The organism is Candidatus Enterococcus leclercqii, assembly GCF_009933135.1.
Taxonomy (GTDB): Bacteria; Bacillota; Bacilli; order Lactobacillales; family Enterococcaceae; genus Enterococcus_C; species Enterococcus_C leclercqii.
This window is the reverse complement of record NZ_MAEH01000014.1, coordinates 674,102-699,534: the sequence shown is the minus strand read 5'-3', so window position 1 is coordinate 699,534 and position 25,433 is coordinate 674,102. Positions and strand designations below refer to the sequence as shown.

Genomic DNA, 25,433 nt, shown 5'->3' with positions numbered 1-25,433 from the left:
CACGCAAGTTGAACCGTTACGTATTCTCGTAGCGGTTTTTTTGTTGTTCAATTTAAAAAAATAGGTTTATAAAGGTTCTACAATATTATGTTTATTAGTTAATCTGCTTTTCTTGAATTGCTTATAATAGCCTTTTTTTAATAACTAATGATAAAATATGAGAGTGATAGCATGAGGAGGATGAAAGATGGCGGATGAATATAAAGAAGCTAAAGGACATAGCGTTGCTTCTTCAGAAACAAACTCTTTTGAAGAAATAAAAAAACAAGCATCAGAAAATATCGGTCAGATGCTCCAAGACTTGCGGGCCTTTGAAATTGCGATTAAATTTGAAAAGATTCCCGAAATCTATCGTATATACAATGGCCGTTTGCATGAAGAACTGGATCGGACCTCAAATCAAAATCATGAGATTGATCGGTTATTAGCACAAAAGCTGCATGACAGTTTTATGGAGCAATTTCCCTTCATGGTCCATACAGAAAAAATTTCGGAAACCTTGAATTATTACCAGTTAAGTGAATACTATCACGAACGTCCTGTAATTGGGATTGATTCTTCTATCCCGGAAATCTTTGTGATTCCGAAAATTGATCAAGAATGGCAGCAATATATGAAAAAGGCTGATGGAACACTACCCAATGAAGAAATTGTTGGAGCAGAAGAACAAATTAATCAGCTTGAAGCAAAAGCAATTGCTGCAAAATCCGAAATTGCAAAAATCGACGATGAATTACGGGAATTAAAAAATCAGGAAGCAGCAATTGAAAATACAAAAGGCTTTTTCAACCGCGGAAAAGTTGATGAAGAATTAGAGCCGCTGCTGCGTCGCCGACAAGATTTGGAAAAGTCTCGTGAGACGTGGGTTCCCTTCGTTGAAGATCGCCAACTAACTGCAACAAATCGTCGCCAAATCGAAGCGCACATCAAAGAACTGCGCTTGAAAAGAGCGATTGTTGAAAAGGAAAGGCGGTTATTAGATAAGTATTATGGCGGACTTTCTGAGATGACACTGCAGCTGCAGCATTTTTTGGCTGAGTATTTGGAACCGCAAGAGGGGGTAGCTGAAATTGACTGATCGAGCGAAGAATGATATCCAAACAGGGAATGAGGAAGCACAGCTGTCAAACCAAACGGAAAATCACCAGATTGGTGACTTAGAAACGAAAACGAAGAAAATAGCAACGGATTACTCCAACCTTGAAAAAGAGGAAATAAATCAAACGGATACTGAGGGTGCTGGAAAGAAGGTAGCTGAGGAAACCACGGATTCTAGTGAAACTTTCAATGACTCAGCTACGCAACCCGGGACGCTGGAAAATGAAAAAATCACGACTGAAATTCCTCGTTCCACAGAAGCAGAACTATATTCACAAAATAAACAAGCGGATCATGCTGAAATTCAGCGATTAATTGGAAGTGCAGAGCAAGAGCTGGCTGACCTAAAATTGCGTAAATCATTGATGGAAGCCGATTTTTCTCAATTATTGGAAGAATATCGCCGCCTAATCTTGCCTCAAGTCGAAATTTCTGTGATTGCCAAGAAAACACTATTGGAGTACTTCAGTTATGAACTATTGAAGCCGTTGCATTCAATTGATCTGCGACAAGGAGACAGCTACGGCTATTGGGAAACCAAGCATTTCGGTATCAGATATGGACTAGATGAAAATGAAAATTTGGCATTGAGTTTTAAAATGAAACCTATTGATTCACGTTTTACGACTGATTTCATGAATTTTATGACAGTGCAACCGGAAGCAATGGCGATTACAGTTGAAGATGAGCAAGTTTTGGAACTGATTCGACTGTGGCACGTTGAGCGAGTCTTCTCTTTAAACCAGCTGTCTTTGATTAATTATGATCTCAATCAACTGTTGGCTCATTTCAGAACGTTGGGCTTTAACGTCGAACCGAGTCTTTTGGACAATGCTCGACCGCTACAGGTTCATTTGGAAAGTGAGTTTCCATTGAAGCAAGCTGTTCTCGATGACATCTTTATTACTGCGATGGAAAACCCAATGTATGATTTTGATAAGCAAACCGAACAACGGTATCGAGTACTGTTAGACCAGGAACAGAGCCTGACTATTGGAGTTGGGGAAGCAGACCACACCAGTCTTTTTATCGATTCTAACAATCGCCGACGTTCCCTTTTAGACTTTTTTACCAGTTATTCTTTCTTAGTACCGTTAATGGTTCGTCAAGGATAATCAAATCATTTTTTGCGACTGCGGAAAGGACTTCGAAAGCTGAAGTCCTTTTGGGGTCGCTATTTTTGTAAACTAAACGATATCTTTCAGAAAATACCTTCAAAGTATGAAGTATTTTCAGCTTTTTTCTGGCATAATAAAGGAAATGTCAGAAAAAAGAAAGAGTGTTGGGAATGATTATTGATTTTGTTGTATTGACGCTATTGTTCGGGATTGGTATCTTAGCGGTTAACCTTGTGGCGATGGTGCTGCAAAAAGGTGCCCATTGGAAAGGAATACTCACCTTGACGATTGGGGAGCTGGCTGTGATGGCGGGCTTCTTATATGTCGCCTTACCTAGTAAAAATTTAAGCTCCTTGTTGTGGTATAACCTGTGGGGAGCGCTGGCGGCAGTCCTTTTAGCTGCCCTTTGTTTGAGTGTTGCAAAAGCCGGAAAAACGCTGCGAAAAAACTTTCTGAAGCCGGGCGTTAAACGAGCCGATGTCACGTTTGAGGGACAGTTCCATGCGGGAAAGCTGGGGAAATTATTTGCAGTGATTGCGGCTTTAATGGTGCTCTTGTTTGTGGTCTCTAAAATCACAGCAATTACTTCCATTGACGAAGTTTATTCGTCGATTCCCGCTAAAACTGAAATCAAGGCTGAAGTACTGAGCTCGACAAAGGAAACACCGATTGCCATTGCGCCTGATATGGCAAAACGAAAAATGCTCCAAAAATTCTCCGTGATACCTAACTCTAATATGTTTACTTTAGATGGGATCACAGCTCAAACCATCAAAGGTGAGTACGTTTATGTCGCAACAGTGGAGTACAATGGCTTTTTCAAATGGCTGAAGCTGGGGGAGATTCCCGGATACTTTAAAATCAGTGCAACAGATATCAATGCACAGCCAGAATTTGTCAAAGAACCGCTGAAATATACCCCGTCAGCCTTTTTTGGTGAAGATGCCGGCCGGAAAATTTATGCGGCCTTTCCCGGGTTTGCTGCCTATGGAAAAATCAATCTTGAAATTGATGAAGAAGGAATCCCTTTTTACGTCCAGACTTTATACAAAGAATACGGTGTCACAGGTTTGATGCACTATGATGATTTCAAAACGGCAGTGCTGAATGCGCAAACTGGTGAAGTCAAGCTGTATGATAGTGAGAAAGCACCAAGTTTTGTGGATGCACCGATTACTTCAGCGGCGGCCAACAGTATGAATGAATTTTTCGGGCGTTATGGTCAAGGCTGGTGGAACCAGTTTATCTTTGGGGCTAAAAAGGATGTTAAGGTACCTACCAATAATGGTATTTATGCTTCCGGTCAGATTACTCCGATGTTGAGTAAAGAAGGGCAGCTGAATTATTTCACCGATTTTACCAGCGGTGATGATGATCAGGATTCAGCCTTGGGATATTCCTTGATTGATGCTCGTAGCGGCCAGTTAACCTATTATCGCGATCCAGAAGTTGGGATCATGGATAGCGATGGTGCAATTTCCATTGCAGCAAAGATTTATCCTGAGAAAAAATGGGATGCCGAAATGCCGGTACTTTATAACATTGATGGTGTTCCGACTTGGATTGTTTCTTTGATGGATACAAAAGGTATTTTTAAAAAGTACGTGTATATCAATGCGGTAGATAATGATATCGTCGTGGATGCAGAAAATGCTCAGAATGCCCTGGATGCGTATCGCATTGAGCTATCCACAAAAGGTAGCAACAATAGCAGCACGGAAGCGGATTTACTGGCAGAGAAAAGCGGCATCGTTCAGCGGGTAGTCATCTTAACTAGTGGGGGCAACACCGTTGTTTCTTTCCTTTTAGAAAATGAACAGACCGTATACAGTGTCAACTCCAACAATAGTCCCTATGCAGTATTTATCAAAGAAGGCGATAAGGTGACCTTTAAAGCCAATCTCACTGCGGATCAGACTGCGGCTAGTATCCAAGATTTGTCAGTCGCCGGACTGGGCAAGGAGTAGTAATCGGCGGGGCGTCGTGTTCTTCACGTCGTCTTGCTAGCTTAGAATATGAAAAGAGCGTTGTGAAATGAAAAATAAAAAGGGAATTCTCGGCAGTTTAGTCGTATTGGTGTTACTTGGTCTGCAGGTCATTTTTTCCGAAAATAAGGAAGCTCCGCAAGACACGCAAAATCAAGCAAATTCACAAGTCCAGACTTCACAAGTAAAAGAGGCGTCAAAAAATTCAGCAACACCTTCAATATCGGAAAAGGGCCGGACTTCTTTTTCATCATTAAAAGCGGCAAGTCCTGACTTAAAGGTTGAGGATGTAGATTTATCAGATCCACCACGTTTTCAAAAAATAGCTCTCTCTGATATTCGAGGGGTAGATGGCGATACCTTTGTTTTCTATATAGGAAAAAAAGAATACCGACTGCGATTGTTAATGGTGGACACACCGGAAAGCGTCAAGCAGGGGATGGCGCCTGCTCCCTATGGCAAAGAAGCCTCCTCATTTACCAAAAAACAGTTGCAGCAAGGAAATATCAGCATTGCTTTTGATAGTGGCGAAGTAAAAGATCGCTATGATCGCTATTTAGCTTATGTCTTTGTAGGAGGCCGCTCACTACAGGAGTTGTTGTTGGAAAATGGATACGGTATCCTGCGCTATCTGAACGCTGGCGGAGACACCTACCAAAAAGAACTGGCTCCTTTTCAGGAAAAGGCAATGAAACAAAAGGCTGGCGTTTGGGACAGTACCGGCTATGTAAAACAAACCAAGCGCTATTACTATTTCGAATACGAAGACCAATGAAGCTGGGGCTGAACAAAAAAACGCTGGAATAAAAAATGTTGTGATATCAATCATTTTTAAGCCGTAAACGGCGAAGATTACCGTATGTAATAAGAGAAAAAGTGAATGACTCAGATTTCCTTGATGAAATCAAGGTTAGTCAGCCTTTGAAGTTTTTAGCAATGAAAAGCCGACGATCTTCCAATGATTTACATGGAAGATCGTCGGCTTTTGGCGCCTCACGGACGGTGACGCAACTACTGTCACAGCCTGTTTCTTTTCATCGTGCAAGAGGTTAACTAGACTATCGTCGCCCCTTTTTTCTGCTTATTCTTCGCTGAGAATAATTCTGGTGACTTGTTCTAAAAATGCTTCCTCACTCAGTAGATTTTCAGGATCTTGATCATTTCGCAACTTTTGATCTTTTTGTCCATCGGTGAACTCATAGGTATTGTCGGTGTTCAAAAAGATGAAATAATCTTTTTCTCCTTCCACGTAAAGAACTTCTTTACGGTCGGGGTATTCAACACTAACGTCCATCACTGTGATCCCGGAAATTTTACTTGTGAGATAGTCTTCAGCTTGTTTTAATGTGAGAGCCATCTCTATCGCCTCTTTTCATGATTCATTTTACCACTTATGAAAAAAAGTAGTGCAAAAAAAGTTTTATAATAACGAATAAGTTGAAAAAAACGGCCTGGTTTGATTCGAAAAATACCATCCTTCAAAAAAATTAAGAAAAACATAAGCATAACACTTTCATTTGATTTCGTTTTACAATACAATGATTCTAAATTGGTATCTAGCTAATTGCTGATTTATCAATAGTTTTTTCTTTTCTATTTTCAATTAGAAAGTAGACTAATTTATTATTATGGAGGTAGGAAGTTATGTCATTGATTGGAAAACAAGTTGAGGAGTTCAAAACACAAGCTTATCATAACAATGAGTTTGTCGAAGTGAGCAACGAAAATTTCACTGGAAAGTGGAGTGTGTTATGTTTTTACCCAGCGGATTTCACGTTTGTCTGTCCCACAGAACTAGAAGATCTGCAAGAACAGTATGAAACGTTGCAACAACTGGGAGTTGAAGTTTATTCTTGCTCTACGGACACTCATTTTACCCATAAAGCTTGGCACGAAACCTCTGAAGCAATTGGCAAAATCAAGTACTATATGATTGGCGATCCATCTCATCAGATTGCTCGAATTTTTGATGTACTGGATGAAGAAGCTGGTTTGGCACAACGGGGAACATTTATCATCGATCCAGATGGTATTGTACAAACTGTTGAAATCAATGCAGACGGGATTGGTCGTGATGCCAGCGTTTTGGTAGACAAAATCCGCGCTGGCCAATATGTGCGGAGCCATCCTGGTGAAGTTTGCCCAGCTAAATGGAAAGAAAGCGGCGAAACATTGAAACCAAGCTTTGATCTGGTTGGCAAAATCTGAGCAAGCAGTATTACTGGACCGTCAGCCGCCTTAGGAGACGGTCCTTTTTTGACAAGAAGGGTTTTGTTTGTACTAAGGCTTAGCCTGCACCAAAGCCTATCTTGTGAAATGACTTGCAGCTTTTTTAAAGCAGCGGTCATTAAAATTTTCTACAGGGGGAAAAAACATGTTTGATAATGAAACAAAGGCCCAATTGGCTCAATATTTGGAGCTGTTGGAGAATCCTGTCGTCTTTAATGCTAGTTTGGGGGAAGATGAAAATTCACTGAAAGTCAGAGAGTTTTTAACCACCGTTGCGGCCATGTCTCCAAAAATCACAGTTACTGAAGAACAGCTGCAACGAACACCTAGCTTCGAGATCAATTCGCTGCAAGAAAAAAGTGGCGTCGTTTTTGCCGGGTTACCGATGGGGCATGAATTTACGTCATTTATCCTGGCTTTATTGCAAGTTGGTGGTCGCCCGCCAAAAGTTTCTGAGGAGATTGTTCATCGGATTCAAAAAATCAACGGCCCGCTGCATTTTGAAACCTTTGTCAGCCTGACTTGTCACAATTGTCCGGATGTGGTTCAAGCCTTGAATATCATGGCTGTTTTGAATCCTGCTATCAGTCATACAATGATCGAAGGCGGCGCTTTTCAAGAGGAAGTGACTGCAGGCAAAATCATGGCTGTACCAACGGTCTTTTTGAACGGAGAAGAATTTTCAAGTGGGCGGGCGACAATCGAGGAGCTTTTGGAAAAAGCTGCTGGTCCCCAAGCCGCTGATTCATTTGCGGATAAGGAGCCTTACGATGTCTTAGTAGTCGGGGGGGGTCCTGCAGGTGCCAGTGCGGCAATCTATGCTGCGCGAAAAGGGATTCGAACCGGCATGGTAGTGGACACATTCGGCGGTCAGGTCTTGGAGACACTGGGGATTGAAAATGTTATCGGAACCCCCTACACCGAAGGACCACAATTGATGCGCCAAGTAGAAGAGCATGTGTTGAAGTATCCTGTCGATATTATGAAAGGTCAGCGAGCAGCCGCAGTGAATAAAGGTGAAATGGTAGAGGTGACATTGGAAAATGGCGCCGTATTGCAAAGCCGAACTGCGATTCTTGCCACCGGAGCCCACTGGCGTAGTATCAATGTGCCAGGAGAAAAAGAGTTCAAAAATAAAGGAATCGCCTATTGCCCTCATTGTGACGGTCCGCTGTTTGCTGGCAAAAACATTGCCGTAATTGGCGGTGGTAATTCTGGAATTGAGGCAGCGCTTGATTTGGCAGGTTTAGCCGCTCATGTCTATGTGCTGGAATTTTTGCCGGAATTAAAAGCAGACCAAGTGTTGCAAGATCGTTTGTATGAACTGGAGAATGTAACAGTGATCACAAATGCCGCAACGCAAGAGATTACCGGAAATGAAACTGTTGAAGCCATCACCTACCAGGATCGTCTGACTCAGACGAACACGACATTGGCAGTTGAAGGAGTTTTCATTTTGATTGGGTTGATGCCAAACACAGAATGGCTCTCTGATACAATTGAAATGAACTCCCGGGGCGAAATTGTGACTGACAAACAGGGAGCCACTTCGTTAGAGGGTGTTTTTGCAGCTGGGGATTGTACTGACAGTGCCTACAAGCAGATTATCATCTCGATGGGCTCTGGCGCCACAGCTGCGCTAGGGGCGTTTGATCAGTTGATTCGCTCCGGTTCCGGTAGTCAGAAAAAAGAAACAGTTTAAGGCTAAGTTTCTGCTGTCTTTGAAGCGCAAGAAAGAAAATTAAGATTGTACTGAGTGTCGGCAGTGTTTTTGGCATTGTCAGAATTGATACACCATTTCGCCAGTGAAGAGCTTGCGGAATGGTGTTTTTTATAGTTGCTTTCTGTGAGGTATTACTGAAAAAGAGTTTTCGGCAAAAAAATCCGGAAGTTCTGGCATTTTTGATTTTCTTTTGTTATCATTATTTTACGAACAATTATTTGAATAGAAAAAAACGGTTGAGTGTAAGGCTTCAAGGATCGCGTTCTTCAAGGGGTGAGAAGAACATATTTGGAGTGCTTTTGATTTTGAAACGTACTTCGTCTTCGGAGTGCGTTTTTTTATTAGTATTTTTGAAAAAGCTCCGAAAAAATCGGTCTATAGCCGAGGCATAAACCTTAAAGGAGGGATAGAGAATGAAAGAAGCACTGGAACGGATTGCGCAAGCAGAAGCAGCCAACGAGGATGCACAAAAAGAGCTTGAAAAGCAAATGATAAATTATCGGCAGGAAAAAGAGCAGGCTGTCGCGTCACTGACAGAAACTTTGAAAGCCGAACGAGTACAAGCTCTCCAAGAAAAAGAAGCTGCCTTTAGCTTTGATTTGAAAACTGAGCGGGAAGCACTTCTAACAGAAGCTGACAAAGATCAATCGGCTTTTCAAGAAAACTATGATAAACGCCACGAAGCCATCGTAGCAGAAATCATCGAAAGGGTGAAAGGCACATATGGCAGTTAAACGAATGAAAAAGCTGTCAATCATTTGCCAAAAGACAGCAGAAGAAGAAATTTTGCGGCTGGCCCAAGAACTTCAACAGGTAGAAGTGGAAAATATCTTTGAAGACGAGGACAATTACGAGTGGCTGGCTACTTACTTCTCAGATGCCAAAGAGCAGGAGACCGACCTGACTGCACTTGAAAACGAAGTCCGTCATATTCAAGAAACGATTCGCTTTGTCAGGGATCACGGTTCTGCCAAAGAGAAAATCACGGAATTGAAGCGGGGCAATACCAATTTGGCAGTCTTTGAACAAAGTTTTGACCAGCGGCAGTTAGAGTCAGAACTTTATCAGATTGATGACTTGAAAAATCGTTGGGAGGCAAACCTTAGTGCAACGCGACAGTTTCAAGAGCAAGAAGACTGGGCCACTGATTGGCAAAACCTTGACATTAGCAGTGAAGAAAGCCGTCTGAAGACCAGCGGCTATCTGTTGGGCACCGTTCCTAACGAACAATGGGAAGCTTTTTCTGAAAAGGTCAGAGGCCTAACCGCACTTTATTTGGAGTTCATTGCCACTAAGGAGAAAGAAACAGCTTTTGCATTGATCTTTTTAAGAAGTGCCGGTGATCAAGTGCATCGCCTGTTGCAAGATTTTGGTGGTCGAATTGAGACCCCACCTTATCGTGGTGAACCTAAGCTGATTTTGAAAGAAGCCAAAGAAAACCTGGCTATTCTGGCGACAGAACGAAAAAAACTCGCTGCTGAGATTGGCGCTAAAAAGAGCTTGGTGGCCGATTTGCAAAAAGCTGAAGAAGTTCTCTTGACTCGCGGAGAACGACAAGCGGCAAAAGCCGGGATTGTTGAATCCCGCTATTTGGCAGTCATTCGCGGTTGGATTGCTGAAAAAGACATTCCTTCTTTGGAGAAGCGCTTGGCGGAAGTATTTTCAGACAATCAAGTCTATTTATCTTTCGCTGACCCCACACCTGAGGAAATTGCGGAAAACAAAGCACCTACTAAGCTGGAAAACGGGAAATTGGTCGCACCATTTGAAATGCTGACAGAAATGTACAGCATTCCTCGGTACGATGAAATCGATCCGACGCCGTGGATGATGCCATTTTACTTGGTGTTTTTTGGAATGATGGTGGCAGACTTTGGTTATGGGCTGCTGATGCTGGTAGTCACTACTGCTGCGTTAAAAGCGATGGTCCTTCCAAAAGGAACACAACGTTTCATGAAGCTGTTTCAGTATCTTTCAGTCTCAACAATCGCTTGGGGACTGATCTATGGTAGTTGTTTTGGTGTCGAAATGCCGTTTTATCTGTTGAGTCCTTCCAAGGATTTCATGGCGATTTTCGGGTTGTCCATGGTTTTCGGTGGGATCCAAATCTTTACTGGTTTGTTTTTAGCAGGAAAAGAGAACTGGAAGAAAAAAGACTATCTGACAGCTATCAATCAAGGTTTTTCTTGGCAAGGAATTTTGGCTGGAATCTTGATTGCAGCAGCTGGCGCATTGGTGGTTAAATCGGATACAGTTACGCTACTGGGGGCGCTTTTAGCCATCCTCTGCGCATTGGCTGTGTTGGTGACCTCTACTTTGTCAGCGGAATCCAAAGTAGGCGGCTTTTTCATGGGATTGTATGATCTTTATGGTATCACGAGCTATATCGGCGATTTTGTCAGCTATAGTCGTTTGATGGCACTGGGAATTTCCGGCGGGAGTATTGCGGCAGCATTTAATATGCTGGTGGGATATATGCCACCAGCCGCTCGATTTACAGCTGGAATTGTGCTGATTATCATTTTACAGGGACTAAACATTTTCCTGTCTTTGTTGAGTGCCTATGTTCATGCGGCACGACTGCAGTATGTAGAGTTTTTTGGCAAGTTTTACTCCGGCGGCGGCAGAGCCTTTAAACCGTTGAAGCCGGCGGAAAAATATATGAATTTTACTGATGAAAATGGAGGAAAAGAGTAATGACTAAGTTTTTGATCGAAAATGGCGGGATGTTTTTTGCGATTTGCGGGATGGCAGTAGCCACCATCTTTTCAGGAATCGGATCTTCAAAAGGGGTAGGGATGACAGGTGAAGCTGCGGCAGCACTCACCACCAGCCAACCAGAAAAATTCGGACAGGCTTTGATCCTGCAATTGCTTCCGGGTACTCAAGGGTTGTACGGCTTTGTTATCGCATTTATGATTTACGGGTCATTATCCGGAGATATGACAGCAATCAAAGGTTTGGAATATCTGATGGCTGCGACACCTGTTGCGTTTACTGGCCTGTTTTCAGGGATTGCCCAAGGGAAGGTCGCTTCTGCCGGTATCCAAATTCTGGCGAAAAAACCAGAACACTTCTTTAAAGGCGTGATGTATGCAGTTATGGTGGAAATGTACGCCATCTTAGGTTTTGTTATTTCCTTCTTGTTGTTGGGCCAAATCTGACGATTGCGCCTGTAAAAAGATACGCGTTACCTGTGTTTAAAATGCCAGGAAGGTCGCGAAAGGAGGAACGTTGATGGATGCTATCCAAAAGATTATAGAGGAGATCGATGACCAAGCTAAACAAGAGCGGGGAGATTTCCAAGCTCGGGAGACAGCCGCTATTGATGAGTGGTATGAAGCTGAAGTCAAAAAAATCAATGAGACACATATCCAGCAGTTGGGGAAACAATCACGAGATCTGGAACAGAAATATAAACAGCAGCAGTCCCGCCAGCAAATGGAGATCAGACAAGAATCACTGGTGGAAAAACAAAGCTATTTAGATCGTTTGTTTGAAGAGGCCTATGAGCAAATGGCCGCTTGGAACCAAGAAACGATTCGCGCCTTTGCTGAGGCCAGTTTGAAAAAATTGCCAATCAGTGACCATGCTCAGTTATTGCCGGCTGGCTCAAATGCAGTAGCAGCCCTCACCACTGACTTTGTCGATGAAGTCAACGAAACGCTTGCCTATACTCTTTTTCTGGGAAAGCCATTAGAAGGTACTGGGGAAGGGTTTGTGATTGATGTTGCCGGGATTCAATACAATTTTTTATATCGAGATCTTTTAAAAGAACTGCGAAGTACAACCGGCAGTGAAATGACACAAAAGCTGTTCGGATAAGGAGGAGAGCTTGTTATGGCTAAACAGATGTACCATCAATTGAATCCTCTGATCCGCTTGAAAGAAAACGAATTGCTGGCACCAGAAGTCTTTCAACAGCTGATTGCCGCCGAGGACTTTAAAAAGATCGAAGGAATCTTGATGCCGACTGTCTATCATCAATATCTTGATGCAAACTTTCAAAAAGACTTTGAAAAATCTTTAAATCAAGAGCTGTTGACTACCTTTGAAGAGCTGGCGGCAGCAGCACCGGATCGTAATTTAGTATGGGTTTATACGATGCGCTACACCCTTCATAATTTAAAGGTTTTTACGAAAGCCTACTATGTGAAAGAAAACTACGACCATCTGTATCTGCCAGACGGGATGTTTACTATGGATGAGTTGAAGCATGCAGTGGAAACAGGCATCTCCAGCGTGTTGCCAGAAAGCATTCTATACAGTATCGGAAGGGTCAAAGAATATATGGAAGAGTCCCATATTCTGCAAGGGATTGATGTTATTTACGATCGCCATTACTTGAAAGAACAACGGCGTTTGGGAGAAACATTGGGCTATCCAGAATTATTGGAGGAAATCATTGCCTTTATTGATTTGACCAATTTGACTACTGCATTGCGTTGCGTTGCGCAAGGTCGCAGCCAAGGCTTTATGTCCACGGTCTTATCCAGCTCAGGTAGTATCGAAAAAAGTCAGTGGATGTCTTTTGCTGAGCAAAGTTTGTCAGACTTAACGACGTTTATTCTTGAATCGGCTTATGGCGATCTACTGCTGCCAGTATTTGACGGCGAAAAAATCGACTTCGCCGGTTTAGATGTAATCAAAGACAATTATTTAACCAGAATGTATGAGCAGGCGCGTACCACAGCTTTCGGGCCTTTACCGCTATTAGCATTTTTGAATGCCAAAGATATCGAAATCAAAAACCTGCGTCTCATTCTGGTTGGTAAGCGAGCCGGTTTTACGAAAGAACAGTTGCAAGAAAGGATGCGGATGACCTATGACGTATAAAATTGGTGTCATTGGCGATAAAGAATCGGTGTTGCCTTTCAAACTGTTTGGGTTTACCGTTTGCTTTGCCGATGAAGGAAGTGAAGCAAAAGCTGCCCTGCGAAAATTGGCCTCAGAGGAGTATGGAGTGATCTATATTACCGAGGCCTGTGCTGCGACCATTAAAGAAGAGATTGAACGCTTCAATGGTCAATCCTTGCCGGCTGTTGTTTTGATTCCAAATCATGACGGCACGCTGGGCATCGGCTTGTCGGCGATTCAAGAGAATGTCGAAAAAGCAGTTGGGCAGAATATTTTATAAACAAGAGGACTGTTTGTTTAGAATTTGAAATCAGACGGTTCCTGACAATTAAGAAAGTGCAGAAGAGACAAGGCGCACGGCAACTCCTTTGCATTTTCCTCAACACATTCGGTAAGGAGCTGAAAACGTGGAAATCGGAAATATCATAAAAGTTTCAGGTCCATTGGTAATGGCTGAAAATATGGGACACGCCAGCATTCAAGATATTTGTTATGTGGGCGATCTGGGAGTCATCGGTGAGATCATCGAAATGCGAGGAGACGTCGCATCTATTCAGGTCTACGAAGAAACTGCCGGTATCGGTCCCGGAGAACCGGTTCGTTCGACAGGGGAAGCCTTGTCAGTGGAACTGGCACCAGGGATTATTTCTCAAATGTTCGACGGCATCCAACGACCATTGGATCAATTTATCAAGCAAACACAGAGTAATTTTTTGGCAAGAGGCGTGCAGCTGCCTGCGTTAAATCATGAAAAAAAATGGCATTTTGAAGCAACCGCAGCTGTCGGTGCCCAAGTGAGTGCCGGTGATATCGTGGGAGTCGTACAGGAAACAAAAATTATTCAACATAAAATCATGGTACCAAATGGTATCAGCGGAACCATCAAGGCCATTGAATCTGGCGCTTTCACTATCGATGAATCCGTCTATACGGTAACAACGGCTGATGGAGACAAGTCTTTTACTATGTTACAAAAATGGCCGGTACGTCGGCCCCGTCCGGTAAAAGAAAAGCTTAACCCTGATGCCCCAATGATTACCGGACAACGGGTTATTGATACGTTTTTCCCCGTTACAAAAGGCGGCGCGGCAGCTGTTCCTGGTCCTTTTGGTGCCGGCAAAACTGTTGTGCAGCATCAGATTGCCAAATGGGCCGATGTTGATTTGGTCGTTTACGTTGGCTGCGGAGAACGCGGAAACGAGATGACCGATGTTATGAACGAATTTCCAGAACTAATTGATCCTAATACTGGCGAGTCGTTGATGGAAAGAACCATCCTCATTGCCAATACCTCCAATATGCCGGTAGCAGCTCGGGAAGCTTCCATCTATACTGGGATTACGATTGCGGAATATTTCCGTGATATGGGCTATTCTGTTGCCATCATGGCAGATTCCACTTCTCGCTGGGCAGAAGCCTTGCGGGAAATGTCAGGCCGTTTGGAAGAGATGCCCGGGGATGAAGGCTATCCTGCTTACTTGGGTTCTCGTCTGGCAGAGTATTATGAACGAGCAGGTAAAGTAATCGCGCTGGGTCAGGAAGGCCGCGGAGGAAGTATCACAGCCATTTCAGCTGTCTCTCCTTCTGGTGGGGATATCTCAGAGCCGGTTACCCAAAATACGCTGCGGGTCGTGAAAGTGTTCTGGGGCTTGGATTCTACCTTGGCACAACAACGGCATTTTCCTTCAATCGACTGGCTGCAAAGCTATTCGCTATATTCCACAGAAGTCGGTCAATACCTTGATCAGCAACTGCAAGTGGATTGGTCTGATCTGGTGACTGAAGCGATGCGAATGTTGCAAAAGGAATCAGAATTGCAGGAAATCGTGCGTCTGGTGGGAATTGATTCCTTATCAGAAAAAGACCAAATGCTTTTGGAAGTCACTAAGTCCATTCGGGAAGACTACCTGCAGCAAAACGCTTTTGATGATGTGGATACCTTCACCTCTCGAGAGAAGCAGTTTCAAATGCTCAGTAACATTCTGACATTTGGCAAAGAAGCAACTCGGGCACTGGATTTGGGTTCTTACTTGAGTGAAATCATGCAAGGAACCACTGCACTGCGGGATAAAATCGCTCGGATGAAGTACGTTCCGGAAGATCAATTAGCGGCCATCCATGCATTAGAACAAGAAATTAAAACCACCATCAAAAACATTATTCAAAAAGGGGGCATGACCAATGATTAAGGAATACAAAACAATCGGCGAAGTCGTAGGCCCTCTGATGGCTGTTGATAAAGTTTCCGGAGTGAAATACGAAGAGTTGATTGAAGTTCGACTTCAAAACGGTGAATTGCGAAAAGGTCAGGTCTTAGAGATTCAAGAAGACAAAGCGCTTGTCCAGATTTTTGAAGGAACTGCCGGTATTAATTTGCGGGACTCAGCGGTGCGCTTTTTGGGTCATCCTCTGGAATTGGGTGTATCTGAAGATATGATTGGGCGGGTTTTTGACGGTTTGGGACGCCCTAAGGATAACGGGCCAGAGATTTTGGCAGAAAAAATGCTGGATATTAACGGCGAAGTTATCAACCCGATGGCACGGGACTATCCCGATGAGTTTATTCAAACCGGTATCAGTTCTATTGACCACTTGAACACACTGGTGCGGGGCCAAAAACTGCCGGTCTTCTCCGGTTCAGGTCTTCCCCATAAAGAATTGGCGGCGCAGATTGCCCGACAGGCGACTGTCTTGAATGCTGATGACGATTTTGCGGTGGTATTTGCCGGTATCGGGATTACCTTTGAAGAAGCGGAATACTTCATGGAAGACTTCCGTAAAACCGGAGCTATCGATCGATCAGTCGTCTTTATGAACTTAGCCAATGACCCTGCCATCGAACGGATTGCAACGCCTCGTATGGCATTGACAGCCGCTGAATACCTGGCCTATGAAAAAGGGATGCACGTACTGGTTATTATGACGGATATGACCAATTACTGCGAAGCCTTGCGGGAAATCTCTGCCGCCCGCAGAGAAGTTCCTGGTCGTCGTGGTTATCCAGGCTATCTCTATACCAACTTGGCTACGTTGTATGAACGTGCAGGTCGGATTAAAGGCTTGAAAGGCTCAGTTACTCAGATTCCAATCTTGACCATGCCAGAAGATGATAAAACCCATCCAATCCCGGATTTGACAGGTTATATCACTGAAGGACAGATTATTTTGTCCCGGGAACTCTACAAGAGCGGGATTAAGCCACCAATCGATGTCTTGCCTTCTTTGTCTCGTCTGAAAGACAAGGGGACAGGCGCTGGTAAGACTCGAAAAGATCATGCTGCCACCATGAACCAACTGTTCTCGGCCTATGCCCAGGGAAAACAAGCCAAAGAACTGGCGGTAGTTTTAGGGGATTCTGCCTTGTCGGAAGTCGACAAAATCTATGCGAAGTTCGCGGAGCGTTTTGAAGCGGAATATATCGATCAAGGCTATACGACCAATCGTGATATTTTTGAGACGCTGGATTTGGGATGGAAATTATTGGACATCCTGCCACGGACTGAATTGAAACGAATCAAAGACGAAATGATTGATGAATACTTGCCGGATAAGAAGGTGTAGTCGATGGCGAAACTGAATGTCAATCCGACCCGAATGGAATTGGCACGACTGCAAAAGCAGTTGAAGACCGCCAAACGGGGACACAAGCTGTTAAAAGACAAGCAAGATGAATTGATGCGTCAATTTATTTTATTGGTCAAAAAGAATAACCAGATGCGAAAAGAAGTGGAAACAATGATGGAACGGGCGATGCGAGCGTTTCGTCTGGCCAGTGCCACCTTGAATTCTGCTTTTATCGAAGAGCTGTTTATTTTACCGGCAGCCCGAGTCGAGCTGGAGTTAGATCAAAAAAACATCATGAGCGTGGAAGTTCCAGTGATGAATTTTCGCTATGACGAGTCCTTGGTAGAAACACCTATCGAATATGGCTACCTGAACTCAAATGTTCCCCTGGACAATTCGATTGATCGTTTCACAAATGTGCTGCCGCAGCTTTTAGAACTGACAGAAATCGAAAAAACCTGTCAATTGATGGCGGGTGAGATTGAAAAGACCCGTCGTCGTGTCAATGCGCTGGAGTACATGACGATTCCAGAATTGGAAGAGACGATTTATTATATCAAGATGAAGCTGGAAGAAAATGAGCGGGCGGAAGTCACGCGAATGATCAAAGTGAAAAATATGAATCGTTCCTGATGATGTGAACAAGCGCCCACCGATGATGCAAGGATTGCCGGTGGGCGTTTGGCTTTATCGGGATTTTCGATTTTTACTTGCTTCTTTTTCACCCCTTCGCTATGATGAATAACAAAACCTGTTGTGATAAGGAGTAAGACATGAAAAAACGATACAGCCGCTTTGATTTGAACGTTCCCCAGTTAATCACTTTCGGCTTTGCAGCATTGATCTTGGCGGGGGCTTTTTTATTAATGCTGCCGATTTCTAGCCAAAGTGGGGAGTGGACGCCATTTATTGATGCATTGTTCACGACCACTTCTGCAACCTGTGTGACAGGGCTGACAACGCTAAATACTGCCGAACATTGGAATATTTTTGGGCAGTTGGTAATTATCATTTTGATTGAGATCGGCGGTTTGGGATTTATGTCGATTCCAGTGATGTTTTACTTTATTTCCCGAAAAAAAATCAGTCTAAGTACTCGAATGATACTGCGAGATTCTCTAAATATGGAGACTAGTGGGGAAGTGGGCTTGATGCGGTATATCTTAAAGACAGCCTTTTTGATCCAGTTTATCGGGATGGTGTGTTTTGCCATCGATTTTGTTCCTCGTTATGGTTGGTCGAAAGGATTGTGGTTTAGCTTCTTCCATGCAATTTCAAGTTTTTGTAATGCGGGTTTTGATTTGTTTGGTGACAGCATGGTCGGCTTCCAACAAAATCCTTGGGTCTTGGCTATCGTGATGGCATTGATTGTCGCTGGTGGTCTTGGATTTTTAGTGTGGTATGACCTGATGGGATTGAAAAAGAAGCGCCGCATGAGCCTACACTCCAAAATTGCATTGGTGACAACTGGTTGTCTGCTGTTATTCGGCACGCTGGGATTTGTGGTGACCGAAAGCTTTGGTACGTCCCTTGTGGAAAGTGATAGTTTTGTGGACCGCCTGTTCAATACGCTGTTTATGGCGGTGACGCCGCGGACTGCCGGGTATTATTCTATTGATTATTTTCAAATGACCCATGCCGGTTTGATCTTGACAATGGTGTTGATGTTCATTGGTGGGACTTCTGGCTCGACAGCGGGGGGCTTGAAGACGACTACGTTTGGTGTATTGATTTTGAAGGTGAAGAGTATTTTCAAAGGCAGAGAACATGCTGAATTTGGCGATCGGACAATTCGTGATACGGCAGTTAATCGTGCCTTGACTCTTTTCTTTATAACCTTGACCCTGTGCATCTTGGCCACAATGATTCTATCTGTTACAGAAAAGATACCGAATGTTGATCAGTTGGGCTTAGAGTATATCGCCTTTGAAGTCGTCTCTGCGTTTGGAACGGTGGGCCTGACGATGGGCATCACGCCATATTTGTCGATTGTCGGTAAAATCGTGATTATTTTAATGATGTTTATCGGCCGAGTAGGAATCATGACCGTCGTTTTCTCACTGATTAAAAAATCTCAGCAAACATCCAATTTCAAATATCCGGAAGAATCCGTCATGATTGGCTGAGTTAAATGCGCCTGCTATGACTAGTGAGGGCCGATTGAGAAGCCTGTGATACAAATAAGGGGCTGTGATAATAGTAGTTAAGTCACCTCCTATGAACCGAACAATACTAAACGTGAGACCCCAAAAGCCGATTAGCTTCCAATGATTTTAATGGAAGCTAATCGGCTTTTCATTGCTAAAAATTTCAAACACAGACTTTCCTGGATTTCATCATGGAAAGTCAGCATCATTCATTTTTCTCTTTACACATATGGGTATGTTCTCTCTTCGAACTAGGACATAAAAAAGGGTCACAAATTTTTCTCATCCGTATATTTTTACTAATTGTGGTTAAACATCTACTGTTTAGCACTTGAAAATTACTTTTGTCACATTTCCTTTAAGTGACGAAGATTAGGCTTCGTTAAAAAACTCCGTCAAAGAAATCCGGCTGAATATAGAGATCTTTTGCAGCTGTTTCTTTGCTTTCTTTAAGGGCCACTTTTTTTAAAGAAGTCTGATCTGTTTTGGTAAGGAGCTGGCGAGCTTTTTTGGAATCTGTCAGCCACGTTCGGACTTCTTCTGCAGATAATAACAAAGGCATCCGATCGTGGATAGGGGCCACCAGCTGATTGGGAGCTGTCGTCAAAATTACCGATTCAATCTGATCCTCAGTTGGACGATACAAGCCAGCTGCAAAGAGTAATTTGCCATCTGTCGCTGAAAACAGGTAGCGCTGCTTTTTTTCATCCCATTCATAAAAGCCGGTCATAGGAAAAACACAGCGATGGGCAGAAAAGTGTGGATTGAAAGTCGGCTTTTCCAACAACGTTTCGCTGCGGGCATTGATCAATAATTGCTTGGAGTCTTTTCTTGAAAAGCCCCAGCGAGTCACTGCCAAACGAAATTGGCCATCTGCGCCAACAGCATAGGTCAAAACTCCTTCTGAGGGTCTTTTTTCGGAAGGGGTTGGATCATCATTTTTTAAAATCAGTTGATAAGCTTTCAGTAATTCTTCACACTGAGGATCCAATAAATCCAACAGATAGCGTCCGCACATGGTGTAGCCTCCTTTGTTAACAAATACAATCGGGCAGCAAACGCAGCTGGCACTCTTTTACCAATTGTCGAGTCCCACTCCTCTCGGGTTCCCAAATGCCCCTTCATTTTAACAGGTTTTCACCGTATAATGAATCGAGGTGTTTTAAATTGATAATCAAAAGCCTAAAGCAATTATACGAGGTGTTGCTAGCCGAGCAAGGACCCTCGGGCTGGTGGCCCGCTGACAGTAAAGAAGAGATTCTCTTAGGTGCGGTCCTCGTGCAAAATACAAATTGGCAAAATGCGGCTTATTCTTTAGAAAATCTAAAGCAGCTGACGGCTTTTTCTCCCACTAAGCTGGCTTCATTAGATCAGGATACTATCATGGAGGCAATCCGTCCCAGTGGTTTTTATCGGAATAAGAGTCGCGGAATTTATGAGTTGTTGCGCTGGTTGCAAAAATGGAATTTTGAGTATTTGACAGCGGCGGACACTCTGAACAATGAGCTGAGAGATGAATTGTTGTCTCTTCATGGAATCGGCCAGGAGACAGCCGATGTATTGCTGTTGTATGTCTTTGATCAGCCGGTTTTTGTCAGCGACACCTACGCTCGTCGCCTGTTTGAAAAATTGGCGCCAAGGACCAGTTATCCCACTTATCAAAGTTTGGCAAGAAAATTACCACAAGCTCAAATGGCAGCATTCAGTCTGGCAGAAGCACAGGATTTTCACGGTCAGATTGATGAATTCGGAAAACTTTGGCTGCGAGGCGGTGATCGGTTTTTTGACAGCTTTTTAAAAGATTTTCAAATAGAACTGGAGGACTAGTGGATGAGCAAGTACCTGGAAATCACACATATGGAGAAAGAATTTCCCTTTCGTTCCTTTTTAAACGACGGCTTGGCAATCACCTATCCCCATTTCCATAAAGAAATTGAAATCATCCACACCAAAAAAGGGAAAGTGAATATCGGGGTGGGCGAATCGCTGATTGAATTGGCAGAAGGGGAGACCTATTTTTTCTCAAGCGGTGTTCCTCACTATTTTTTGGCTTCTCCGGATAGTGAACGGTATGTTTTTCAATTTGATTTGATGATGTTCGATGAAGTCAATTTGCGCCAGACAGGTGAATGCAGTCTATTTGATTTATTTGAAAAAGGGGAGCCTTTGAGCCGTAATTGGCCGGCAGCCTTCTCTCGAAAGATTACTCGGCTATTGCTGGAGCTTTACCAGGCAGTTGAAGAAGACAGCCTGGGGGATAAATATCGCATCACTGCTTTATTGCATCTTCTTATCGCTGATTTTTATCGCGAGCTGCCGCAAAAAAGGGAAGCCATTACTGTGACTCAACCGGCAGCAGTGAAGTATCAAGAGACACTCGATCAATTGAATCTCGTCTTTGATCTGGTAGAAAATCACTACCAGGAGAGCTTGACACTGGAGGATGCCGCAAATGCAGTCGGTTTTTCACCGTACTATTTTACCCGCTTCTTTAAAAAGAATACCGGTCAGACCTTTACTCAATTTTTGACAGATTATCGGATCAATCAAGCGAAGTTCATCTTAGCCAATGAGAAAATTCCTATGGTGGAGGTAGCTGAAAAAGCTGGATTTGCCAGTGTCAAAACATTCCACCATGTGTTCAAAGACAACGTAGGCCTTTCACCATTGAAATATCAAAAAACAGTTCTCAACAGCTAAACACACTAAAAAAAAGCAAAGCCTCTTTCTTCCATCTTTTATGGATTCGAAAGGCTTTGTTTTTTTACTTGCGCAATATTCGGGAATAATGGTGATTTATCTGGGAAGAATTTCTTTGGACCCCTGACTATAATAAGGGTATCAAAAAGAAAAAGCGTTTCCACAACGGATTTCATCTTAAGTGAAAGTCATGATGACAAGCGCATAAAAACGAAAACGAACGTTTCAAAATGACAAGTTTTACTGAGATATACGGTGAGGATCAGACGGCAGTTTTGACTGGATGATTAAAAGATTTCTACTATGTATCAAACCCTTGTATTTTGAAATGAAATCTCAGGAGGTTATTTTATGACATTGAAAATTGGAATTATCGGGTGTGGCGGAATCGCCAATGGCAAGCATATGCCGGCATTGAAAACAGTGAAAGATGCAGAAATGGTGGCATTTTGTGATTTGATCGAAGAACGGGCGGAAAAAGCCGCTGTCGAGTTTGGTGCTGCTGAAGCGGCAGTTTATACAGACTACAAGGAAATGCTGGCAAATGAAGAACTGGATGTTATCCATGTTTGTACGCCAAATTCTTCCCATAGCCCAATTACTATTGCGGCTTTGGAAGCTGACTGTCATGTAATGTGTGAAAAACCGATGGCCAAAACCACTGAAGAAGCGCAAGCCATGATTGATGCGGCAAAACGTACCGGCAAAAAATTGACCATTGGCTACCAAAATCGTTATCGGACAGATTCCATGTACCTTCATGAAGCTTGTCAAGATGGCGAATTGGGAGACATCTATTTCGCAAAAGCCCACGCAATCAGACGTCGTGCAGTCCCAACTTGGGGAGTCTTTTTGGATGAAGAAGCACAAGGTGGCGGCCCATTGATCGATATCGGCACCCATGCGCTGGATTTGACCTTGTGGATGATGAACAACTACAAGCCAAAATACGTCGTAGGAAAAGCTTACCGTGAGTTGGCAGATACAAAAAATGCAGCGAATGCTTGGGGCCCTTGGGATCCTGAGAAGTTTACAGTTGAAGATTCTGCATTTGGATACATTGTTATGGAAAATGGTGCCAGCATCTTCTTGGAATCCAGCTGGGCTTTGAACAGCTTAGATGTCAAAGAAGCCAAAACCACCCTTTGTGGGAACAAAGGCGGTGCCGATATGAACAATGGCTTGACATTGAACGGTGAAAAACGCAGCCTGCTGTACGCCAATGATATCGAGCTGGAAACAGGTGGCGTTGACTTTTATGACGGAGCCGGATCAGATCCTGCTCACGTTGAAGCGCAAATGTGGATCGATGCCATCATCAATGACAAAGAACTGGTAGTAAAACCAGAAGAAGCAATTGTTGTGACTCAGATTCTAGAAGCAATCTACGAATCATCAAAAACCAATCAACCGGTATTTTTTAACAAATAGCCAATCTCACTCGGGACAGGCGCAAAACATGTGCCTGTCCTGCTAAAAGTGAAGAGGAGGAAGTTTAATGATGTCCAAACCCAAAATTGCCTTGCAACTATGGTCGATCAAAGAAGATCTTGCTGCTGATTTTGCCGGTACTTTGAAGAAGGTAAAAGAAAGCGGCTACGATGGTGTCGAGTTTGCCGGCTACAATGAGTTGAGTGCCCATGAGGTTCGTGAGCTGCTAGTGGCAAATGAGCTGGAAGCTGCTGCCAGTCATATTCCCTTTGAAAAGCTAACTGAAGATTTAACTGGGGTAATGGCTTTTGAAAAAACGATTGGTAATTCCCGCATCGTTTGTCCCTGGTTGAGTTTTGAAGACTATGCACAATGGAAAGCAGCATTTGTGAAGCTAGACGAAATCGGTAAAACGCTACAAGAAAACGGATTTAGCTTTTATTATCACAACCATGCCCATGAATTCCAGCAAGTAGCAGGTGTGGATCTTTTGCACTACATGACGGCTCACACGTCTTATGTGAAGTTGGAAGTGGACTTGTACTGGTTGGCGCAAGCCGGAGTGACTGTCGCTGAGTGGCTCAAGGATCATGAAACAAAAATCGGTTTGCTTCACTTCAAGGATTTGACTGCAGATCGTCGTGAAAGTACTGAGATTGGTCATGGAATTTTGCCAATGAAGGATTATCTGACTTTTGCCAAAGATCAGCAGCTACCGTGGTTGATTATTGAACAAGAGGCTTTCCAAGACTATTTGCCTTTGGAAGCTGCAAAAATTGATTGTCAGAATCTGACAGCATTAAGAGACGAGGTATACGCATGACTAAAGTAACAATATGGAATGAGTTTCGACATGAAAAGACGGATGCCGAAGTACAGGCCATGTATCCAGAAGGTATTCATGGTCAATTGGCAAAATTTTTGGCTGAAGCTGGCTTTGATACGACGACTGCCACATTGGATGAGCCGGAACACGGACTGACAGAGAGCGTTTTGGAAAAGACAGATGTATTGATTTGGTGGGGACATATGGCCCACGATGAAGTAGCTGATGAAATTGTTGAACGCGTTCAGCAGCGGGTACTGAAAGGCATGGGACTAATCGTGCTTCATTCCGGTCATTTCTCCAAAATCTTTAAAAAATTGATGGGGACCAGCTGTGATTTAAAATGGCGGGAAGACAATTCCCACGCTCGTATCTGGACAGTCAATCCCAGCCATCCAATTGCTGCAGGTATCGGTGAGTATATTGACTTGGAAAAAGAAGAAATGTACGGGGAACACTTTGATATTCCAGCACCAGACGAGCTGGTCTTCGTCAGCTGGTTTCCAGGCGGTGAAGTTTTCCGCAGCGGCTGTACCTTCCGCCGAGGCAACGGCAAGATCTTTTACTTCCAACCTGGTCACGAGACCTACAACAGCTATTACAACGACAAAGTACAGCGAGTGATCGTCAATGCAGTTAACTGGGCGAAAGCAACTGAAAACAGCCGACCTTATTACGGTCATTTCAAAGCCCTTGAAGATTAATTTTTCAGCGATGTTCTTGATTTCCTCATGAAAGACAAAGCGGAAAGCTTAACGACAAACAAAAAAGGAGTCTCAAATTATGAAATTAGGTGTATTTACCCCTTTATTTAATCAACTGTCATTTGAAGAAATGATTGCGATGGTAGCAAGTAAAGGACTGCAAACTGTGGAAATCGGCACTGGTGGTTCCCCCGGAGATGCCCATTTGAAAATTGATGAACTACTGGCTTCTTCTGACGCACGTAAAGAGTATTTAGCCAAATTAGCGGACAAAGGGTTGGAAATTTCTGCTCTTAGCTGTCACAATAATCCTATTTCACCGATAGTGGAAACAGCCAAAGAAGCCGATGAACTGCTTAAAAAGACCATCAAATTAGCCAGCTTGATGAATGTACCAGTGGTCAATGGTTTTTCCGGCATCTCCGGCGGCAATCCGACAGATACTCAGGTAAACTGGCCTACATTGCCTTGGCCAACAGAGTACGAAGACAATTACAACTATCAATGGGAGCAAAAACTGATTCCTTATTGGAAGCAGATTAATACCGAGGCAGAGGCTGCTGGTGTCAAAATCGGGATTGAACTTCACGGGGGCTTTTTGGCCCACACCCCTTACACCATGTTGAAGCTGCGCGATGCAGCCGGCAAGGCCATAGGTTGTAATCTGGATCCTAGTCATTTATGGTGGCAAGGAATTGATCCGGTTGCAGCAGTTAAGATTTTAGGAGAAGCCGGTGCTATTCATCATTTCCATGCCAAGGATACGTACCTGGATCAAGACAATATCAACATGCATGGGTTGACAGATATGCAACCATACGACAACGTGAAAACCCGTGCATGGACTTTCCGTTCGGTAGGTTGCGGCCACGATTTGAAAGTTTGGTCTGATATTATCAGTGCCTTGCGGATTTACGGTTACGACTATGTACTGAGTATCGAACACGAGGATCCGATCATGTCAGTGGATGAAGGCCTGAACCGGGCAATCACGAATTTGCGTTCTGTTATGATTCAAGAGCAACCTTCTGGTATGTGGTGGGCATAGAAT

Annotated in this window: 24 protein-coding genes; 22 read left to right on the top strand and 2 right to left on the bottom strand. The window is 43.5% G+C overall.

Going from position 1 to position 25,433, the window contains the following annotated elements; genetic code table 11:
* Window positions 1–187 precede the first annotated feature (187 nt).
* From BAU14_RS09595 to BAU14_RS09580, 4 genes are all read left to right on the top strand, one after another.
* Window positions 188–1,078 carry a viral A-type inclusion protein gene (locus tag BAU14_RS09595; RefSeq protein ID WP_161899864.1) on the top strand — a complete coding sequence of 297 codons (891 nt, stop codon included), beginning with the start codon at window positions 188–190 and terminating at the stop codon, window positions 1,076–1,078.
* Entirely contained in the window at window positions 1,071–2,213 is a 1,143-nt protein-coding gene (locus tag BAU14_RS09590; RefSeq protein ID WP_237580438.1) for a hypothetical protein, read from the top strand. Before BAU14_RS09595 ends, BAU14_RS09590 begins: the two co-directional genes overlap by 8 nt.
* Before the next feature lie 173 nt (window positions 2,214–2,386).
* Entirely contained in the window at window positions 2,387–4,183 is a 1,797-nt protein-coding gene (locus BAU14_RS09585) for a DNA-binding protein (protein ID WP_161899863.1), read from the top strand.
* A 67-nt stretch (window positions 4,184–4,250) separates the two neighbouring features.
* Complete coding sequence (locus BAU14_RS09580; RefSeq protein ID WP_161899862.1) at window positions 4,251–4,976, top strand: thermonuclease family protein; 726 nt, start codon at window positions 4,251–4,253, stop codon at window positions 4,974–4,976.
* Window positions 4,977–5,282: 306 nt separating this feature from the next.
* On the opposite strand, the gene BAU14_RS09575 is transcribed toward BAU14_RS09580, so the two are convergent.
* Window positions 5,283–5,558 carry a hypothetical protein gene (locus BAU14_RS09575; RefSeq protein WP_161899861.1) on the bottom strand — a complete coding sequence of 92 codons (276 nt, stop codon included), beginning with the start codon at window positions 5,556–5,558 and terminating at the stop codon, window positions 5,283–5,285.
* A 287-nt stretch (window positions 5,559–5,845) separates the two neighbouring features.
* Between BAU14_RS09575 and ahpC the strand changes: the two genes are divergently transcribed.
* The 12 genes from ahpC to BAU14_RS09515 all read left to right on the top strand — a co-directional run bounded on the left by ahpC (window position 5,846) and on the right by BAU14_RS09515 (window position 18,700).
* Window positions 5,846–6,409: an alkyl hydroperoxide reductase subunit C gene (ahpC, locus tag BAU14_RS09570; protein WP_161899860.1), complete on the top strand. Its 564-nt coding sequence runs from the start codon at window positions 5,846–5,848 to the stop codon at window positions 6,407–6,409.
* Window positions 6,410–6,575: 166 nt separating this feature from the next.
* Entirely contained in the window at window positions 6,576–8,132 is a 1,557-nt protein-coding gene (gene ahpF / locus BAU14_RS09565) for an alkyl hydroperoxide reductase subunit F (RefSeq protein ID WP_161899859.1), read from the top strand.
* A gap of 434 nt (window positions 8,133–8,566) precedes the next feature.
* On the top strand, window positions 8,567–8,887 hold the full coding sequence (locus BAU14_RS09560; protein ID WP_161899858.1) for a hypothetical protein: 321 nt from the start codon (window positions 8,567–8,569) through the stop codon (window positions 8,885–8,887).
* On the top strand, window positions 8,877–10,850 hold the full coding sequence (locus tag BAU14_RS09555; RefSeq protein ID WP_161899857.1) for a V-type ATP synthase subunit I: 1,974 nt from the start codon (window positions 8,877–8,879) through the stop codon (window positions 10,848–10,850). The genes BAU14_RS09560 and BAU14_RS09555 overlap by 11 nt, the downstream gene beginning before the upstream one ends.
* A complete protein-coding gene (locus BAU14_RS09550; protein WP_161899856.1) occupies window positions 10,850–11,317 on the top strand; it encodes a V-type ATP synthase subunit K in 468 nt (155 codons plus the stop codon). Before BAU14_RS09555 ends, BAU14_RS09550 begins: the two co-directional genes overlap by 1 nt.
* A 73-nt stretch (window positions 11,318–11,390) precedes the next feature.
* A complete protein-coding gene (locus BAU14_RS09545; protein ID WP_161899855.1) occupies window positions 11,391–11,978 on the top strand; it encodes a hypothetical protein in 588 nt (195 codons plus the stop codon).
* Between the two features lie 15 nt (window positions 11,979–11,993).
* Window positions 11,994–12,989: a V-type ATPase subunit gene (locus BAU14_RS09540; protein WP_161899854.1), complete on the top strand. Its 996-nt coding sequence runs from the start codon at window positions 11,994–11,996 to the stop codon at window positions 12,987–12,989.
* Window positions 12,979–13,290, top strand: a complete 312-nt coding sequence (locus BAU14_RS09535; RefSeq protein WP_161899853.1) for a V-type ATP synthase subunit F — start codon at window positions 12,979–12,981, stop codon at window positions 13,288–13,290. The genes BAU14_RS09540 and BAU14_RS09535 overlap by 11 nt, the downstream gene beginning before the upstream one ends.
* A 127-nt stretch (window positions 13,291–13,417) precedes the next feature.
* Entirely contained in the window at window positions 13,418–15,199 is a 1,782-nt protein-coding gene (locus BAU14_RS09530; protein ID WP_161899852.1) for a V-type ATP synthase subunit A, read from the top strand.
* On the top strand, window positions 15,192–16,571 hold the full coding sequence (locus tag BAU14_RS09525) for a V-type ATP synthase subunit B (RefSeq protein WP_161899851.1): 1,380 nt from the start codon (window positions 15,192–15,194) through the stop codon (window positions 16,569–16,571). The genes BAU14_RS09530 and BAU14_RS09525 overlap by 8 nt, the downstream gene beginning before the upstream one ends.
* Window positions 16,572–16,574: 3 nt before the next feature.
* On the top strand, window positions 16,575–17,207 hold the full coding sequence (locus tag BAU14_RS09520) for a V-type ATP synthase subunit D (RefSeq protein WP_161899850.1): 633 nt from the start codon (window positions 16,575–16,577) through the stop codon (window positions 17,205–17,207).
* A 140-nt stretch (window positions 17,208–17,347) separates the two neighbouring features.
* Window positions 17,348–18,700, top strand: coding sequence for a TrkH family potassium uptake protein (locus BAU14_RS09515; protein WP_161899849.1), 1,353 nt, complete (start codon window positions 17,348–17,350; stop codon window positions 18,698–18,700).
* 403 nt (window positions 18,701–19,103) lie between these two features.
* On the opposite strand, the gene BAU14_RS09510 is transcribed toward BAU14_RS09515, so the two are convergent.
* Entirely contained in the window at window positions 19,104–19,739 is a 636-nt protein-coding gene (locus BAU14_RS09510) for an SOS response-associated peptidase (RefSeq protein ID WP_161899848.1), read from the bottom strand.
* A 149-nt stretch (window positions 19,740–19,888) separates the two neighbouring features.
* Between BAU14_RS09510 and BAU14_RS09505 the strand changes: the two genes are divergently transcribed.
* From BAU14_RS09505 to BAU14_RS09480, 6 genes are all read left to right on the top strand, one after another.
* Window positions 19,889–20,548: an endonuclease III domain-containing protein gene (locus BAU14_RS09505; RefSeq protein ID WP_237580437.1), complete on the top strand. Its 660-nt coding sequence runs from the start codon at window positions 19,889–19,891 to the stop codon at window positions 20,546–20,548.
* 3 nt (window positions 20,549–20,551) lie between these two features.
* The gene (locus BAU14_RS09500) at window positions 20,552–21,421 is read left to right on the top strand and encodes an AraC family transcriptional regulator (RefSeq protein WP_161899846.1); all 870 of its coding nucleotides are present in this window, start codon (window positions 20,552–20,554) and stop codon (window positions 21,419–21,421) included.
* Between the two features lie 351 nt (window positions 21,422–21,772).
* Window positions 21,773–22,852, top strand: a complete 1,080-nt coding sequence (locus BAU14_RS09495) for a Gfo/Idh/MocA family protein (protein WP_161899845.1) — start codon at window positions 21,773–21,775, stop codon at window positions 22,850–22,852.
* A gap of 67 nt (window positions 22,853–22,919) precedes the next feature.
* Entirely contained in the window at window positions 22,920–23,675 is a 756-nt protein-coding gene (locus BAU14_RS09490; protein WP_237580436.1) for a sugar phosphate isomerase/epimerase family protein, read from the top strand.
* On the top strand, window positions 23,672–24,382 hold the full coding sequence (locus BAU14_RS09485; protein WP_161899844.1) for a ThuA domain-containing protein: 711 nt from the start codon (window positions 23,672–23,674) through the stop codon (window positions 24,380–24,382). Before BAU14_RS09490 ends, BAU14_RS09485 begins: the two co-directional genes overlap by 4 nt.
* A 79-nt stretch (window positions 24,383–24,461) precedes the next feature.
* Window positions 24,462–25,430, top strand: coding sequence for a sugar phosphate isomerase/epimerase family protein (locus BAU14_RS09480; protein ID WP_161899843.1), 969 nt, complete (start codon window positions 24,462–24,464; stop codon window positions 25,428–25,430).
* Window positions 25,431–25,433 lie beyond the last annotated feature (3 nt).